15 protein-coding genes are annotated in these 14924 nt (G+C 53.2%); 6 read left to right on the top strand and 9 right to left on the bottom strand.

Annotated features, from left to right (window positions below; translation table 11 throughout):
- Positions 1-18 precede the first annotated feature (18 nt).
- The 3 genes from msbA (at position 19) to ACFQO0_RS04030 (ending at position 3485) form a co-directional block, all read left to right on the top strand.
- Positions 19-1755, top strand: a complete 1737-nt coding sequence (gene msbA, locus ACFQO0_RS04040) for a lipid A export permease/ATP-binding protein MsbA (RefSeq protein WP_382232746.1) — start codon at positions 19-21, stop codon at positions 1753-1755.
- 94 nt (positions 1756-1849) lie between these two features.
- Entirely contained in the window at positions 1850-2644 is a 795-nt protein-coding gene (locus ACFQO0_RS04035; protein ID WP_382232745.1) for a glycosyltransferase family 2 protein, read from the top strand.
- Positions 2645-2720: 76 nt separating this feature from the next.
- On the top strand, positions 2721-3485 hold the full coding sequence (locus ACFQO0_RS04030) for a glycosyltransferase (protein WP_382232744.1): 765 nt from the start codon (positions 2721-2723) through the stop codon (positions 3483-3485).
- Positions 3486-3609: 124 nt separating this feature from the next.
- Here ACFQO0_RS04030 and rng read toward each other — a convergent pair whose 3' ends face one another.
- From rng to ACFQO0_RS03990, 8 genes are all read right to left on the bottom strand, one after another.
- Positions 3610-5073: a ribonuclease G gene (rng, locus tag ACFQO0_RS04025; RefSeq protein ID WP_382232743.1), complete on the bottom strand. Its 1464-nt coding sequence runs from the start codon at positions 5071-5073 to the stop codon at positions 3610-3612.
- Positions 5070-5690, bottom strand: coding sequence for a Maf family protein (locus ACFQO0_RS04020; protein WP_382232742.1), 621 nt, complete (start codon positions 5688-5690; stop codon positions 5070-5072). Before ACFQO0_RS04020 ends, rng begins: the two co-directional genes overlap by 4 nt.
- Before the next feature lie 6 nt (positions 5691-5696).
- Positions 5697-6167, bottom strand: coding sequence for a 23S rRNA (pseudouridine(1915)-N(3))-methyltransferase RlmH (gene rlmH / locus ACFQO0_RS04015; protein ID WP_382232741.1), 471 nt, complete (start codon positions 6165-6167; stop codon positions 5697-5699).
- A gap of 28 nt (positions 6168-6195) precedes the next feature.
- Positions 6196-6858 (bottom strand): ribosome silencing factor, encoded by a 663-nt coding sequence (gene rsfS / locus ACFQO0_RS04010; RefSeq protein WP_382232740.1) that lies wholly within the window; start codon positions 6856-6858, stop codon positions 6196-6198.
- Positions 6858-7535, bottom strand: coding sequence for a nicotinate-nucleotide adenylyltransferase (locus ACFQO0_RS04005; protein ID WP_382234003.1), 678 nt, complete (start codon positions 7533-7535; stop codon positions 6858-6860). Before ACFQO0_RS04005 ends, rsfS begins: the two co-directional genes overlap by 1 nt.
- A 7-nt stretch (positions 7536-7542) precedes the next feature.
- Positions 7543-8448, bottom strand: a complete 906-nt coding sequence (hemF, locus tag ACFQO0_RS04000) for an oxygen-dependent coproporphyrinogen oxidase (protein ID WP_382232739.1) — start codon at positions 8446-8448, stop codon at positions 7543-7545.
- A gap of 160 nt (positions 8449-8608) precedes the next feature.
- The gene (gene purD / locus ACFQO0_RS03995) at positions 8609-9880 is read right to left on the bottom strand and encodes a phosphoribosylamine--glycine ligase (RefSeq protein WP_382232738.1); all 1272 of its coding nucleotides are present in this window, start codon (positions 9878-9880) and stop codon (positions 8609-8611) included.
- A gap of 77 nt (positions 9881-9957) precedes the next feature.
- On the bottom strand, positions 9958-10686 hold the full coding sequence (locus tag ACFQO0_RS03990) for a YebC/PmpR family DNA-binding transcriptional regulator (RefSeq protein ID WP_382232737.1): 729 nt from the start codon (positions 10684-10686) through the stop codon (positions 9958-9960).
- A 91-nt stretch (positions 10687-10777) separates the two neighbouring features.
- On the opposite strand from ACFQO0_RS03990, the gene ACFQO0_RS03985 reads away from it, so the two are divergent.
- Positions 10778-12283 carry a helicase HerA-like C-terminal domain-containing protein gene (locus ACFQO0_RS03985; RefSeq protein WP_382232736.1) on the top strand — a complete coding sequence of 502 codons (1506 nt, stop codon included), beginning with the start codon at positions 10778-10780 and terminating at the stop codon, positions 12281-12283.
- A 184-nt stretch (positions 12284-12467) separates the two neighbouring features.
- Here ACFQO0_RS03985 and ACFQO0_RS03980 read toward each other — a convergent pair whose 3' ends face one another.
- Complete coding sequence (locus ACFQO0_RS03980; RefSeq protein WP_382232735.1) at positions 12468-13367, bottom strand: LysR family transcriptional regulator; 900 nt, start codon at positions 13365-13367, stop codon at positions 12468-12470.
- Positions 13368-13570: 203 nt separating this feature from the next.
- Between ACFQO0_RS03980 and ACFQO0_RS03975 the strand changes: the two genes are divergently transcribed.
- Positions 13571-14185 carry an FMN-dependent NADH-azoreductase gene (locus tag ACFQO0_RS03975; protein WP_382232734.1) on the top strand — a complete coding sequence of 205 codons (615 nt, stop codon included), beginning with the start codon at positions 13571-13573 and terminating at the stop codon, positions 14183-14185.
- Between the two features lie 85 nt (positions 14186-14270).
- On the top strand, positions 14271-14909 hold the full coding sequence (gene ribA, locus ACFQO0_RS03970; protein WP_382232733.1) for a GTP cyclohydrolase II: 639 nt from the start codon (positions 14271-14273) through the stop codon (positions 14907-14909).
- Positions 14910-14924 lie beyond the last annotated feature (15 nt).

Raw genomic sequence — 14924 nt, 5'->3', positions numbered from 1 at the left:
ATATGGAAATCTAGATAGATGAAATTCCCTGCACATTTGAGCCGCCTGTTTGGCATGCTTGGCCCGTATAAGAAGCGGCTGATCATTGCCTTTTGCGGCATGATCATGACGGCATTGACAGAACCCATGTTCCCGGCGGTGATGCGCTTGCTACTCGATCATGGCTTTGGTGGAAAACCGACGTTTTCACTGTGGCTGGTGCCATTGGCCATCATAGGTATTTTCGTCTTGCGCGGGATTTCCACTTATACGACGACGTATATGATGACCTGGGTGTCGTCGCGCTTGTTGAATGTGCTACGGCAGAAAATGTTTGCCCGCATTCTGGATGTGCCTTTGGGTTTTTACAGTACGCATTCGGTGGGGCGCGTGATCAACTCGATGATGTTTGAAGTGCAGCAGATTGTCGACATGGTTACTCGCGTCTATACGTCGCTGATTCGCGATACGCTGACCGTCATTGTCTTGTTGAGTTTCCTGTTGTGGTTGAACTGGCGTTTGACACTGGTTGCTTTGGTTCTATTGCCATTGATTGCGATCGTTGTACGCATGACAGGTAAGCGCGTGCGTCGATTGACGCGCGAATACCAGGCAGTCAACGCAGAGCTGACGCAAGTACTGGAAGAGACGACCCGTGCGAATCAGGTCATCAAGATTTTTGGTGGTCATCAGTATGAACGCGATCGTTTCGAGGCGCGCGCCGACAAGCTACGCAGTTATACGATGCGGATGGCCAGTACGCTGGCGGCGACTACCCCGGTCACGCAAATCATGGCGGCATGTGCGGTAGCCATTGTGATCGTAATTGCATTGATCCAGTCGGGGCAAAACCAGACTACTGTGGGCGGCTTTGTTTCTTTTATTACTGCAATGCTGATGCTGCTGGCACCGTTGAAAAGTATCGCTGAAGTAAATGGACCTTTGCAACGCGGTTTGACGGCGGCGGAGGCCGTGTTTGGATTGATCGATGCAAACCCTGAACGTACAAGCGGGAAAACATTGCCAGGCCGTGCTGCCGGTCGTCTTGATTTCATCAATCTTGGATTTTCCTATCCCGGTCATCAGGCGATCGCACTGCAAAATATAAACCTCACCGTCATGCCGGGCGAAACGATTGCATTTGTAGGCATGTCTGGTGGCGGCAAATCGACATTGGTTAATCTGGTGCCGGGATTCTATCCGCCGACTACCGGCGAGATTCGCATAGACGGCGACTCGATCGAAGAAGTGTCTCTGACGAGTTTGCGCAAGCAGATTGCAATGGTGAGCCAGCATGTGGTCCTGTTTGATGACACGATCGCTGCCAATATTGCCTACGGCGACGCAGAACCGGATCGCATGCGTGTGCTTGCTGCGGCCAAGGCTGCACATCTCGATGATGTCATTGCCAGCTTGCCGGAAGGACTGGAAACCATGATAGGTGACAACGGTTCGCGCCTGTCGGGTGGGCAACGGCAACGCATGGCCATTGCACGTGCGATCTACAAGGATGCGCCTATCCTGATTCTGGATGAGGCGACATCCGCTCTCGATTCTGAATCAGAACGTGCGGTGCAGGCGGCTCTGGATGAGTTGATGAAGGGTCGTACCACGCTGGTCATTGCCCATCGCCTGTCAACGATTGAGCGTGCGGACCGTATCGCAGTGTTGGCTGACGGCCAGCTGGTTGAGCTGGGTTCACATCAAGAATTACTGCAGAAGAATGGCGTGTATGCAAATCTGTATCACTTGCAGTTTGCCAAGGAAGTAAACTAAGGTCATCCGTGGCAAGTGCAATATCAATTTGCCGTTTGCTTTGAGTGCAATTGAGTTCGACGGGTTTGGAATATTTATGAATGCATCGGTAATTATGAGTACCTACAATGCCATAGAGTGGCTTGAAAAGGTGCTATGGGGTTTTAGCGTGCAGACGGCGTGTGATTTCGAAATCATCATTGCGGATGACGGATCCACAGCAGCGACCAGAGAGCGCATAGATGCGCTGCGGCAGTTGATAGACATTCCGATAGTTCATGTCTGGCAAGAGGATAATGGATTTCAGAAAACCAAGATACTGAACAAGGCAATTCTTGCTGCCAGTTCCGACTATCTGATTTTCACAGATGGAGATTGCATTCCCAGAAAAGATTTTGTGGAAACACATTTGAAGTATCGCGAGAAGGGCTACTTTCTTTCTGGTGGATATTTTAAATTGCCCATGCATATTTCCAATCTGATTTCCAAAGACGACATCTTGAACCAGCGCTGTTTTAACGCAGCCTGGTTGAAGGCACATGGCTTGAAGAACAGCATCAAGATATGGAAGCTGACGGCCTCGGGATTTTTTGCAAAGACATTGAACGCACTGACACCCACCAAACCAACCTGGAATGGTCACAATGCTTCCGGCTGGAAGGCGGATTTATTGGCAAGCAATGGCTTCAATGAAGAGATGCAATACGGTGGTGAAGATAGAGAGTTGGGTGAACGTTTGGTGAACATGGGTTTGTCGTCCAAGCAGATACGATACAGCGCGATCTGCGTGCATCTTGATCATGCCAGAAGCTATGTTTCTGAAGAGACCTGGAAGAAAAATCGTGAAATTCGGGCGTTTACAAAAGCAAACAAAATAACCAGAACGCCGAATGGGATCACCAGGAATTGATTTCATTTGGTGGTAATGATCGTTGCCAATTCATTCCATAGAATAGAATTTACGCACTTCGTGCGGGAGGAAATAAATGTCAGAGAACGTTCAGCTAGCAAGCGAAGCGGCACAGGAAGATCGCGTCATCCTGTGCATGAAATGGGGCACCAAATATGGCCCGGAATATGTGAATCGCTTGTATGCGATGGTGCGGCGTAACTTAAAAGGCGATTTTCGGTTCGTCTGTCTGACGGATGACGGCAGCGGCATTCGTGCTGAAGTTGAATGTTTTCCTATACCGGATTTGAAGTTGCCGGATGGCTTGCCTGAGCGTGGCTGGAAGAAATTGACGACCTTTGAAGCCGATCTGCATGGTTTGATGGGTACGGCACTGTTTCTCGATGTCGACGTGGTGATCACCGACAGCATTGATGCGTTCTTTGAATATCCGGGTGAATTTCTGATCATTCACGACTGGAAGCGGCCTTGGCGCGTGACGGGCAATTCTTCCGTGTATCGTTTTCAGTTGGGTGCGCATGCAGACGTGTTGCAGCAATTCCGCAGCACAGGAGCAGAAGCACGCAATGCGTTCCGCAATGAACAGGCATTCTTGTCGGATGTGCTGCACAAGCAGGGCAAGCTCAGTTACTGGCCTGCGTCGTGGTGCTGCAGCTATAAATATCACTGCATTCCGCGTTGGCCGACAAATTACTGGCGCGCGCCTTTTGTACCTGATGGCACGAAGATTGTGATTTTTCATGGTGAGGTGAATCCGCCGGATGCGCTGGAAGGCCGGCGCAATCGTGCGCTGCGTTTCGTACGCAAGGCGCCGTGGATTAACGATTACTGGAAAGAGTAAGCCGCAAGAATTATATTGGGCGGCAGCTTGTTTAGGATCGTTGAATATTGGATCGCTGAATAAAAAACGGAATCATGTGTTTGCACATGATTCCGTTTTTCCTTGTGAATAGACAAATGCCGTTCTACATCAGGATGACGTCGTATTGTTCCTGGTGATATACCGCTTCGACCTGCAGCGAGATGGGTTTGCCAAGGAAGTCGCCCAGCATCGCCAGATGTTGTGACTCTTCTTCCAGAAACATGTCGATCACGACTTGCGATGCAAGAATGCGGAATTCACGCGGATTGAACTGTTTCGCTTCGCGCGTCAATTCGCGCAGGATTTCGTAGCAAATGGTACGCGCGGTTTTGACCTGGCCCTTGCCGCTGCAGGCAGGGCAAGGTTCGCACAATATGTGCGCCAGCGATTCACGCGTGCGCTTGCGGGTCATCTCGACTAGGCCCAGCGCTGAAAAACCCGAGACCGACACTTTTGTTCTGTCACGCGACAGGGCGCGATTCAACTCACTCAGTACGGCGGTTTTGTGATCGGCATTTTCCATGTCGATAAAATCGAGGATCACGATGCCGCCCAGATTCCGCAAGCGTAATTGGCGGGCGATCGCATGCGATGCTTCCAGATTTGTTTTGAAGATTGTGTCATCGAAATTGCGACCATTGACGAAACTGCCGGTGTTGACGTCAATGGTCGTCATCGCTTCGGTTTGATCAACGATCAGATAGCCGCCGGATTTCAAATCGACGCGACGACCGAGTGCGCGCTGGATTTCCTCTTCCACGCCGTACAGATCGAACAGGGGGCGTTCGCCTGGATAGTGCGCGAGTTTGGTGAGTACAGACGGCGTGTACAACTCGCCGAACTGCTGCAGCTTTTGATAGTTCTCGCGTGAATCGACCTGGATGCTGGCTGTTTCATCATTGACGAAGTCGCGCATCACCCGTTGTGCCAGATCGAGATCTTGAAACAGCAAAGACGGCGCAGGTTTGGTTTTTGCCAGTTGTGTGATGTTGTTCCAAGTCTTGCGTAGATAATCGACGTCAGCCTGCAAATCCGCATCCGATGCATCTTCGGCCATCGTGCGAATGATGAAGCCGCCTTTTTCGCCTTCCAGCATCAGCTTCTGAACTTTGCCGCGTAGCAGTTCACGTTCAACTTCATTTTCGATACGCTGCGAAATGCCGATGTGCGACTCTTGCGGCAGATATACCAGCATGCGCCCGGCAATGGAAATCTGTGTCGACAGGCGTGCGCCCTTGGTGCCGATCGGATCCTTGATCACTTGAACGGTAATCGATTGGCCATCGAAAAGCATGCGCTCGATCGGAATCGGTGTGGTCGGAGGACCTTCGTGCGAACGGGCATCCCAGATATCAGCGACGTGCAGAAACGCTGCCCGTTCCAGACCGATATCGATGAATGCTGATTGCATGCCCGGCAGCACGCGTACGACTTTGCCGAGATAGATGTTGCCGGCCATGCCGCGCGATAGTGTGCGTTCGACATGCAGCTCTTGCACTGCGCCTTGCAACACCAGCGCAACGCGGGTTTCCTGCGGTGTGACGTTGACGAGAATATCTTCGCTCATAGGATGCGCAAGCCTGCCTGTTCCAGTAACTTTCCGGTTTCAAATAAGGGCAGCCCCATGATGCCTGAATAGCTGCCCGCAATGTCTTGTATGAACAATGCAGCCTGGCCCTGTATGCCGTAACCGCCTGCCTTGTCATAAGGTTCTGCCGTCGCGCAATACGCGCGTATCGCTTCGTCCGACAATTTAGCAAACGCGACGTCAGAGCGTTGCGTGGTTTGCAGCGTCTGTTCGTTGTGGAGTATCGCGACATGCGTCAGCACCTGATGGGTGCGTCCCGATAGTGCTTGCATCATGTCGATCGCTTCCGCCTCATTGGCCGGTTTGCCGAGGATGCGACCATCAAGTACCACGCTGGTATCGGCGGCAAGTATCGGGCGCAAAGGTAATTTACGCCACCACATGGTCTTTTGCGCGAAGGTCGCTTTCTCGAGTGTGACGCGGGCGACATAATCTTCCGCACGCTCGTTGGGTAAAACGATCTCCGTTACTTCCGGCCCGCGTGGTGTGTGATCACGTAACAGCAGCAACTCAAATTCGACGCCGATTTGCCGCAGCAATTCACGTCGGCGCGGGCTTTTGGATGCGAGGTAGATTTTTTGTGGCAGCGGTTTCATTAGAAATCACACCCGATGATAAGGATGGTTTTGCGTGATCGACCAGGCTCGGTACAACTGCTCTGCCAGCATGACGCGCACCATACCGTGCGGCAGTGTCAGACTGGAAATGCGGATCAGCATGTCGGCGTTTTTCTTGAAGTCGGGATCGAGTCCATCTGCCCCACCAATGACAAAGGTGACGTCGCCGCCATCCTGTTGCCATTGCTTCAATAGCTGCGACAGTTGCACCGACGTCAGATCCTTGCCGTGTTCATCCAGCGCGATGATGCGCGCACCTTTCGGCACGGCAGCTTCGATCTTGGCGCGCTCCAAAGCCATCGCCGTTTCGGCAGTCTTGCTGCCTGAGCGTTCGACCGGTTTGATTTCTTTTAAAACAATGCGACAGTCGGGCGGCATGCGCTTGGCATATTCGCCAAACCCGCTCTCTATCCACGCGGGCATTTTGTGACCGACGGCCGCAATGACGAGCTGCATGACAAGCGTCTAAGGTTAGCTGATCTGCTTATTCAGCAGATTTTGGTTTTGCCGGCGCGCGTGTTTTGCTGGCTACTTTCTTGGCCGGGGCTTTTTTAGCTGGGGCTTTCTCTTTTTTGTAAGCAGCGGCCGTCTTGGTCGTAGCGACTTTGATGGTTTTGCCTACCGCTTTTTTGGCGGTGGTTTTCTTGGCCGGTGCTTTCGCAGCAGTCGACCTTGTGACCGCTGTTTTGCGTGCCGGTTTTTTCGGTTCGTCGTCCAGAGTTGTTTGGCTTGCGCTCAAATGACGGCCAGCAGTTTTCTTAGGTGCGTCTTCTTCATCGTCCGTGGATTTCTTGGTGGTCCGTTTGGCGGCGCCGAATTTGACTTCTTTTTCGCCCCAGATTTCTTCCAGGCGATAGTAGGCGCGGATTGCCGGTTGCATAATGTGGACGATCATGTCACCCAGATCGACCAGTACCCATTCGCCGGTATCTTCACCTTCGACGCTGAGGACGTGGCCGCCATTGGCTTTGACCTTGTCACGCACGGATGCTGCAAGTGCCTTGGTTTGCCGATTGGAGGTGCCAGATGCAACCGCGATGCGGTCAAAGAGACTGGTCAGATGTATGGTATCGAATACCTTGATGTCTTGCGCCTTGACGTCTTCCAGCGCGTCGATGACCAGGGATTGCAGTTTTTTGATGTCCATTAGCTTTTATATAGGTGATGTTGTTCAATATAGTCTAGCACCCCGGGAGGTACCAGCGAAATCGGTCGTTCTCCGCGCTGCAAGGCAGCGCGAATTTCGGTTGCGGAAATATCCACCTCCAAATTGGGGGCAAGGCACGCTAAACCCTGGGCCGTACTGCGTATTTGTACGGGCGTGCCTTCTCGCCGGTTTAATTCCTGTGCAACGTCGCTTGGAATATGTGCGGCATCCATCGCAAAACCAGGGCGCGAAGCCGCACATACGTGCGCATAGTCAAACAGCTTTTGCCATTCCTGCCATGTATTCAAGTGCTGCAACTGATCAGCTCCCATCAGGAAAACGATGGATACATCCGGCCCGAGCTCTTTTCGAACCGCGCGTAGCGTGTCGATTGTATACGTGGCGCTGGCACGCAGGATTTCCTGCTGATCGATGTTGACGGGTACTTGCATTACGCCGAGAGCGCCACCAAAGGCACTGCGCACCATGGCGACTCTATCTTCGCCGGATGCATGCAAACCATCTTTTTGCCATGGATTGCCGGCTGGGATGATGCGCAATTCATCAGGTTTGATGAGGTCAACGAAATAATTCGCCAGCGCGACGTGCCCATTATGCACCGGGTCGAAGCTGCCGCCGAGCAAGGCGACGCAGCGGTTGATCGCGTTGCCGGTCACTGTCACTTCAAATCCAGTCGCGATGAGCAAGGAAGTCGGTGGCCAGTTTTGCTTCCGGGGTGCCTGCTTCCGGTTGCCAGTTATAGCGCCATGTTACCACTGGTGGCATCGACATCAGAATTGATTCGGTGCGGCCGCCTGATTGCAGGCCAAACAGCGTGCCGCGATCAAATACCAGGTTGAATTCGACGTAACGGCCGCGCCGGTAGGTTTGGAAGTCGCGCTCGCGTTCACCGTAGGGCGTATCTTTGCGTTTTTTTAGTATCGGTACATACGACTCGATAAAGTGATCGCCTACGCTCTGCTGTAATGCGAAGCACTTTTCGAAGCCAAGTTCATTCAAGTCATCGAAAAAGATACCACCGACGCCGCGCGCTTCCTGCCTGTGTTTCAGGTAAAAATATTCATCACACCATTTTTTATATTTTGGGTGTAGATCGTCGCCGAATGGCTGCAAGGAATCACGACAGACTTGATGGAAGTGCCGCGCATCTTCTTCAAAGCCGTAATACGGTGTCAAATCCATGCCGCCGCCGAACCACCAGATGGGCTCATGGCCTTCCGCCGTTGCTGTAAAAAAGCGCACATTCATGTGCACAGTCGGGGCGTAGGGGTTGCGCGGATGCAGCACCAGCGATACACCCATCGCTTCCCAGCTACGACCAGCAAGTTCAGGTCGATTTGCTGCGGCTGAAGGAGGCAGGTTTTTGCCGGTCACATGCGAAAAGCCGACGCCGCCACGCTCAAAAACATTGCCGTTTTCAATCACGCGCGAAATGCCGCCACCACCTTCTGCGCGTTGCCAGCTATCCGTGCCGAACGGCTGACCGTCGACTTCTTCCAGTGCCGAGACGATGCGTTGTTGCAGGTCAAGCAGATAAGCTTTGACGGAAGATGGTTGAGTGGTGGTCATACGCGATACTAAAAGGGTTTAATAGATTGTACGCTGCGAGTTTAGATGAAGCGATGCCGCCAGTTTGATCCGATAGCACAAATGCAGAAGTGCCGGCTCCCGGGAACCGGCACTTCTATAACTGATGCAAGCAGCTTTAATACGTGTCAAGGACGGTGCATTAAGGACGTTTCAATGCGCGCCAGCCGATATCGCGGCGGAATTGTGCGCCGTCGAAACGGATATGATCGATGACATCGTAGGCTTTCTTTTGTGCGACTTTGACGCTGTCACCCAAGCCAACTACGCTCAAGACGCGGCCGCCGGATGTGGTGAGCTGTGTGCCGGTCAGCGTGGTGCCCGCGTGGAAGGTGACACTGTCTACGGTTTCCGCCGGGATGCCGGTAATAACATCGCCCTTGCGCGGCGCGTCAGGGTAGCCGGCTGCCGCCAGCACGACGCCCAATGCCGTGCGTCTGTCCCATTCCAGCTCTATGGAGTCGAGCGTGCCGTTGACTGCATGTTCCATCACACCCACCAGATCGGTTTTCAGGCGCGCCATGATAGGTTGCGTTTCCGGGTCACCCATGCGGCAGTTGAATTCCAGTGTTTTTGGATTGCCTTGCTCGTCAATCATCAGGCCTGCATACAAGAAGCCGGTAAATGTGATGCCGTCCTTGGCCATGCCTTGCACGGTAGGTTGAATGATTTCGCGCATCACGCGCGCATGCAAGGCAGGAGTGACGATAGGCGCGGGAGAATACGCGCCCATGCCGCCGGTGTTCGGGCCTTCGTCGTTGTCGAGCAGGCGTTTGTGATCCTGGCTGGTGGCCAGCGGCAGGATGTTTTTGCCATCGACCATGACGATGAAACTGGCTTCTTCGCCAGCGAGGAATTCCTCGATCACGACGCGCGCGCCGGCATCGCCGAGCTTGTTATCCGAGAGCATAGCGTCGACAGCCTGATGCGCTTCATCCAGCGTCATCGCTACCACCACGCCTTTGCCGGCCGCGAGGCCGTCGGCCTTGATCACGATAGGCGCACCTTTGCGGTCTATGTATTCGTGTGCGGCTTTCACTTCTGAAAACGTTTGGTATTCAGCAGTCGGAATGGCATGGCGCTGCATGAAGGATTTGGCGAAATCTTTCGAGCTTTCCAGTTGCGCTGCTTCTTTGGTCGGGCCAAAAATTTTCAAACCCAGATCGCGGAAGATGTTGACGATGCCGGCCGCCAGCGGCGTTTCCGGACCGACTACGGTCAGCGCGATGTTTTCCTGCTGCGCAAATTCAGCCAATGCGCGCGGGTCGGTAATCGCGACGTTTTTCAGACGATCGTCGAGTGCGGTACCGCCATTGCCCGGCGCGACATAGACCATTTGTATCCGTTCGGATTGCGCCAGTTTCCAAGCCAGGGCATGTTCGCGGCCGCCTGAGCCGACTACCAGAATTTTCATTGATGTATCGTTACTTTTACTAAAATCGCGCCATCAGGAAGCAGATGCCGCTGGTTATGTGATCGTTGCTACTTTATTTATTGCTGGTTGATGACGGCGTTCGTATAGATTTCCTGCACGTCGTCGAGATTTTCCAAAGCATCCAGCAATTTTTGCATCTTGATTGCATCGTCGCCTTCGAACACGGTTTCGGTTGCTGGCTTCATCACGACTTCCGCCAGTTCGGCTTTGAAACCAGCTGCTGCCAGTGCATCCTTGACGGCCGAAAAATCGTGCGGCGGGCAAATCACTTCTATACCGCCTTCTTCATCCGTCGTGACATCTTCGGCGCCGGCTTCGAGTGCTGCTTCCATCAATTTGTCTTCATCTGTGCCGGGTGCAAAAAAGAATTGGCCGCAGTGTTTGAACAGGAAAGCGACCGAGCCTTCGGTACCCATGTTGCCGCCAAATTTGGAAAACGCATGGCGTACTTCCGCCACGGTGCGCACGCGATTGTCAGTCATGCAATCGACGAGGATCGCGGCACCGTTGATGCCATAACCTTCGTAGCGAATTTCTTCATAGTTGACGCCTTCCAGACCGCCGCTGCCGCGTTGTACTGCGCGCGTGACATTGTCTTTCGGCATATTGGCGTCGGCTGCCTTGTCGACGGCCAGACGCAGGCGCGGGTTGGCTGCGATGTCGCCGCCGCCCATGCGGGCAGCAACGGTGATTTCCTTGATCAGGCGGGTCCAAATTTTGCCGCGTTTTTCGTCTTGACGGCCTTTACGATGCTGGATATTGGCCCATTTGCTATGTCCTGCCATGACGAATCTTTCCTGATGAGTTAGCTATAATGAAGCGCGGATTTTACCATACCGCCTGCACGTCAAACCTTACCCTTTGTGGACATAAAACATGCCGAATCCGCTGCTGATTGCAAAAAATAAAGAACACGAACTCAGGCTCTTGCCTGAACTTGCCAATCGGCATGGTTGTATTACCGGCGCCACCGGTACCGGTAAAACCGTGACATTGCAGACATTTGCGCAAGCCTTGTCGGATATCGGCGTGCCGGTTTTCATGGCGGATGTCAAAGGGGATTTGTCCGGTATCGCTAAAGCTGGCACATCGAGCGGCAAAGTGAAGGAACGCTACGCCATGCTGGAAGTACCAGAGCCGGTCTGGGCCGGCGCACCCGTGACCTTCTGGGATGTGTATGGCGAAAAAGGCCATCCGGTGCGGGCCACGATTTCCGATCTGGGGCCGCTCTTGCTGGCGCGTATGCTCAATTTGAACGATACGCAGCAAGGGGTGCTGCAACTGGTATTCAAGATTGCCGACGATCAGGGCTTGCTGCTGCTGGATATCAAGGATTTACGCGCGATGCTGCAGCAGGTTGGCGACAATGCGGCGACGTTTCAGACTGAATACGGCAATATTTCCGCCGCCAGCATCGGTGCCATTCAGCGCGGCTTGATCGGGATCGAGGAGCAGGGCGGCGACCAGTTCTTCGGCGAACCCATGCTGAATATCGAGGACTTGCTGCAAACCGATGCCAGAGGCAAGGGCATCATCAATATACTCGCGGCCGACAAGCTGATGAATGCACCGCGACTGTATTCGACTTTCCTGCTGTGGATGTTGTCCGAGTTGTTTGAACAATTACCCGAGGTAGGTGATCTGGATAAACCGAAACTGGCCTTCTTTTTTGATGAAGCGCACCTGTTGTTTGCCGAAGCCCCTAAGCCTTTGCTGCAAAAAATCGAACAAGTGGTGCGCCTGATTCGTTCCAAAGGCGTAGGGGTGTATTTTGTCACGCAGAATCCGCTGGATATTCCCGATACCGTGCTGGGCCAGCTTGGCAATCGCGTGCAGCACGCCTTGCGTGCCTATACGCCGCGCGACCAAAAGGCGGTGCAGGCAGCGGCAGAAACCTTCCGCCCGAATCCCGCGCTGAATATCGTGCAAGTCATTACCGAGCTGGGTGTGGGCGAGGCGCTGGTGTCCTTCCTGGATGAAAAAGGCCGGCCAACGATTGTTGAACGTGGCTTTGTTTTGCCTCCGGCATCTCAAATCGGGCCGATCACGGATGCCGAACGTTCGGCCTTGATGGCGAATTCGGTAGTGGCAGGCATATATGAAAAAACCGTCGATCGCGAGTCAGCCTACGAAAAAATCAAGGGGCGCGTGACAGAAAAAGCACAGACCAGGGAAGCGCCTGCTACCAAGACTGCCGAAGCGGAAAGCGAAGGCGGCTTTGCCGATGTGCTGGGCAGCATACTGGGCGGCGGCAAGAAAACCAGCGGCCGGCGCAGTGACACTATTGTGGAAGCGATGATGAAATCTGCGGTGCGCACGATGGGTTCTACCGTGGGCCGCGAAATCATACGCGGCGTGCTGGGCTCGATCATGAAAAAGTAAATGGGTTTGCATCATCCGGCTGCCATGTGGCCCGGATGGTGACTGATCCCTTCAATTTTCCCTTCACTTCCGGCTGAATCGAATGGCGCTCTTTTTTGTTAAGGCGCTTTTTTTTGTTAAATATGAGCGCCATTCTTATATCGACCGGTGTGCTTCAAGCTGGCTATAAAAATGGTCCGTCGCATCATGTCGGTGTGTGATCCAGCAAATACCGCATCAGCCAGCGCCCGGCCAGTCCCGGTGCCTCATCGACCCGGTTGATCATGTGCAGCGTATATTCGAGGCTGATCATGTGTGCCAGCTTCAGATGCACCAGTTTCCCTTGATCCAGATCTTCGCGAATCATTTCTTCCGGCATCGAGCCCCAGCCCAGTCCTGTGCGCAGCAGCATATGCTTGGCACCCAGATCGCCCAGGCGCCAGTCGCGCACCGCGATCACGCCGAAGTTCTGTCCCGCCGTCAGCTGGCTACGATCGGTCAGTACCAGTTGCGTATAATCGCGCGCCATTTCGGTGGAGATAATACCGTCTATCAGCGCCAGCGGATGCGTAGGTGCAGCAACCGGAATCATCGTGATGGAGCCGACCGGCTGGCTTTGAAAAGCATCCGAAAAATCGAGCATCGGTCCGGTAATGCCGATCTGGCATACGCGCTCGCTGACCAAATGCATCACGGCGCCCAACGCCTCGATTCGCAAGCGCAATCCCACCGTTGGAAATTGAAGCTGGAACGCCTGCAGTGCCGCGACCAGGCGACAATTGGGGAACATCACATCGACTGCGATCGAGACCTCTGCTTCCACACCTTGCGCTAGGGTCTTGGCGCGGGCCCGCAGCGCATCGACTTTCATAGACACCGTGCGCGCATCGGCCAGCAAGGCTTTACCGGCTTCGGTGAGTGTCGGTTTGCGTTTGCTGCGATCGAACAAGGCGACATTCAACTGCGCCTCCAGATTGGCAATCGTATAGCTGACGACCGATTGTGTACGGTGTAATTCGCGCGCAGCCTTGGAAAAACTGCCTTGGTCTATGACTGCGATAAATACGCGTAATTGCTCCAGCGTAGGGAGTCCGGGATCTCTCATATTTAAAAAATCGATGCTAATCAGTTAAACAATGTGGGTTTTCTTGATGCTAATCCTCTCCTATGATGATTGCAAGCAAACAGAAACACATTTTAAAACCCAAGTTTTAATTAATCAGTCAGGTCGAATGCCCGCGCATGGATTCTCTGAAATCTGTAGCCGCGCGGGTCGGCCCCCACATTGACAAGAAAGCGAGCTTCATCATGACCAAGATTCTCAATATCAACAGCAGCGTTCGTAACAGTGATTCAATCTCGCGCAAGGTAACTAGCGAGTTCCTGGCCAAATGGAAGGCCAAAGAGCCTAATAGCGTGATTGTCGATCGCGACCTGGCGGCGCATCCCTTGCCACATCTGACCGAGCAAACATTGGGCGCATTCTTTACGCCTGCAGAACAACGCTCGCCAGAGCAGATAGAGATCGCCAAACTGTCTGAAACCTTGGTACAGGAATTGTTCGATGCAGACGTCATTGTGATCGGCGCGCCTATGTATAACTTTTCGATCACCTCTGGGTTGAAAGCGTGGATCGATCATGTGGCACGTGCCGGCGTGACGTTTAAATATACGGACAAGGGCCCAGTCGGCCAATTGACCGGTAAAAAAGTCTATGTCTTCACGTCGCGCGGTGGGGTGTACAGCGAAGGCCCTTATGCAGCGATGGACTTCCACGGCACTTATTTGCGTGCAGTATTGGGCTTCATCGGTCTGACCGATGTAACCTTTATTCATAGTGAAGGTCTGGCAATGGGTGATGCCGGCGTCGATAAAGCATTGGCGCAAACGAGCAACACCATAAACGAATTGCTCCCAGCCTGATATCCTTCGTCTTCTGATAAAAAACGCAGTACATGTCAAAAAGACATGTGCTGCGTTTGTTGATTGATCGATTAGCGCTGAAACCATGAATCCAAGTCTTGCCACTGCGACCGCCGTGAGTGCGGTTGTCCCGTCCGAATCTGAGCTCGATTACGCCGCCTCTTGCGAACTCCCTATGCCGTGGGCGACATTTCGCCTGCATGCGTTTGTCGAACCGGCCACCGGCAAGGAGCATGTTGCCATCACTTTGGGCGATGTTGGTAATGGCGAACCGGTGTTGGCCCGTATTCATTCTGAATGCCTAACCGGGGACGCTTTGTTCAGCTTGCGTTGTGATTGCGGTCCTCAACTGGAAGCGGCTTTGCAAAAAATCGCGGAAGAAGGTCGCGGCGCCTTGTTTTATTTACGGCAGGAAGGTCGCGGCATCGGTCTCGTCAATAAAATCCGCGCCTATCAATTGCAGGATGCCGGTGCTGATACCGTCGAAGCCAACGAAGCACTGGGCTTTAAGCCGGATCAACGTAATTACAAATTGTGCAAACCGATGCTGCAGCATTTACAGATTTCTACCTTGCGTCTGATGACGAATAATCCGCGCAAGATCACCGCACTCGAACAACTCGGTTTGAAAGTAGTGGAGCGCGTACCACTGGTGATTACACGCAATCCATTCAACGAGCGTTACCTGACGACCAAGGCCGCCAAACTCGGCCACTTGTTTTAAATTCCCTGCTATTTA

Origin of the sequence: Herminiimonas aquatilis (genome assembly GCF_042665175.1) — a bacterium.
Classification (GTDB): domain Bacteria; phylum Pseudomonadota; class Gammaproteobacteria; order Burkholderiales; family Burkholderiaceae_D; genus Oxalicibacterium; species Oxalicibacterium aquatilis.
The sequence above is the reverse complement of the archived record's forward strand: the minus strand, read 5'-3'. Positions and strand labels throughout refer to the sequence as shown.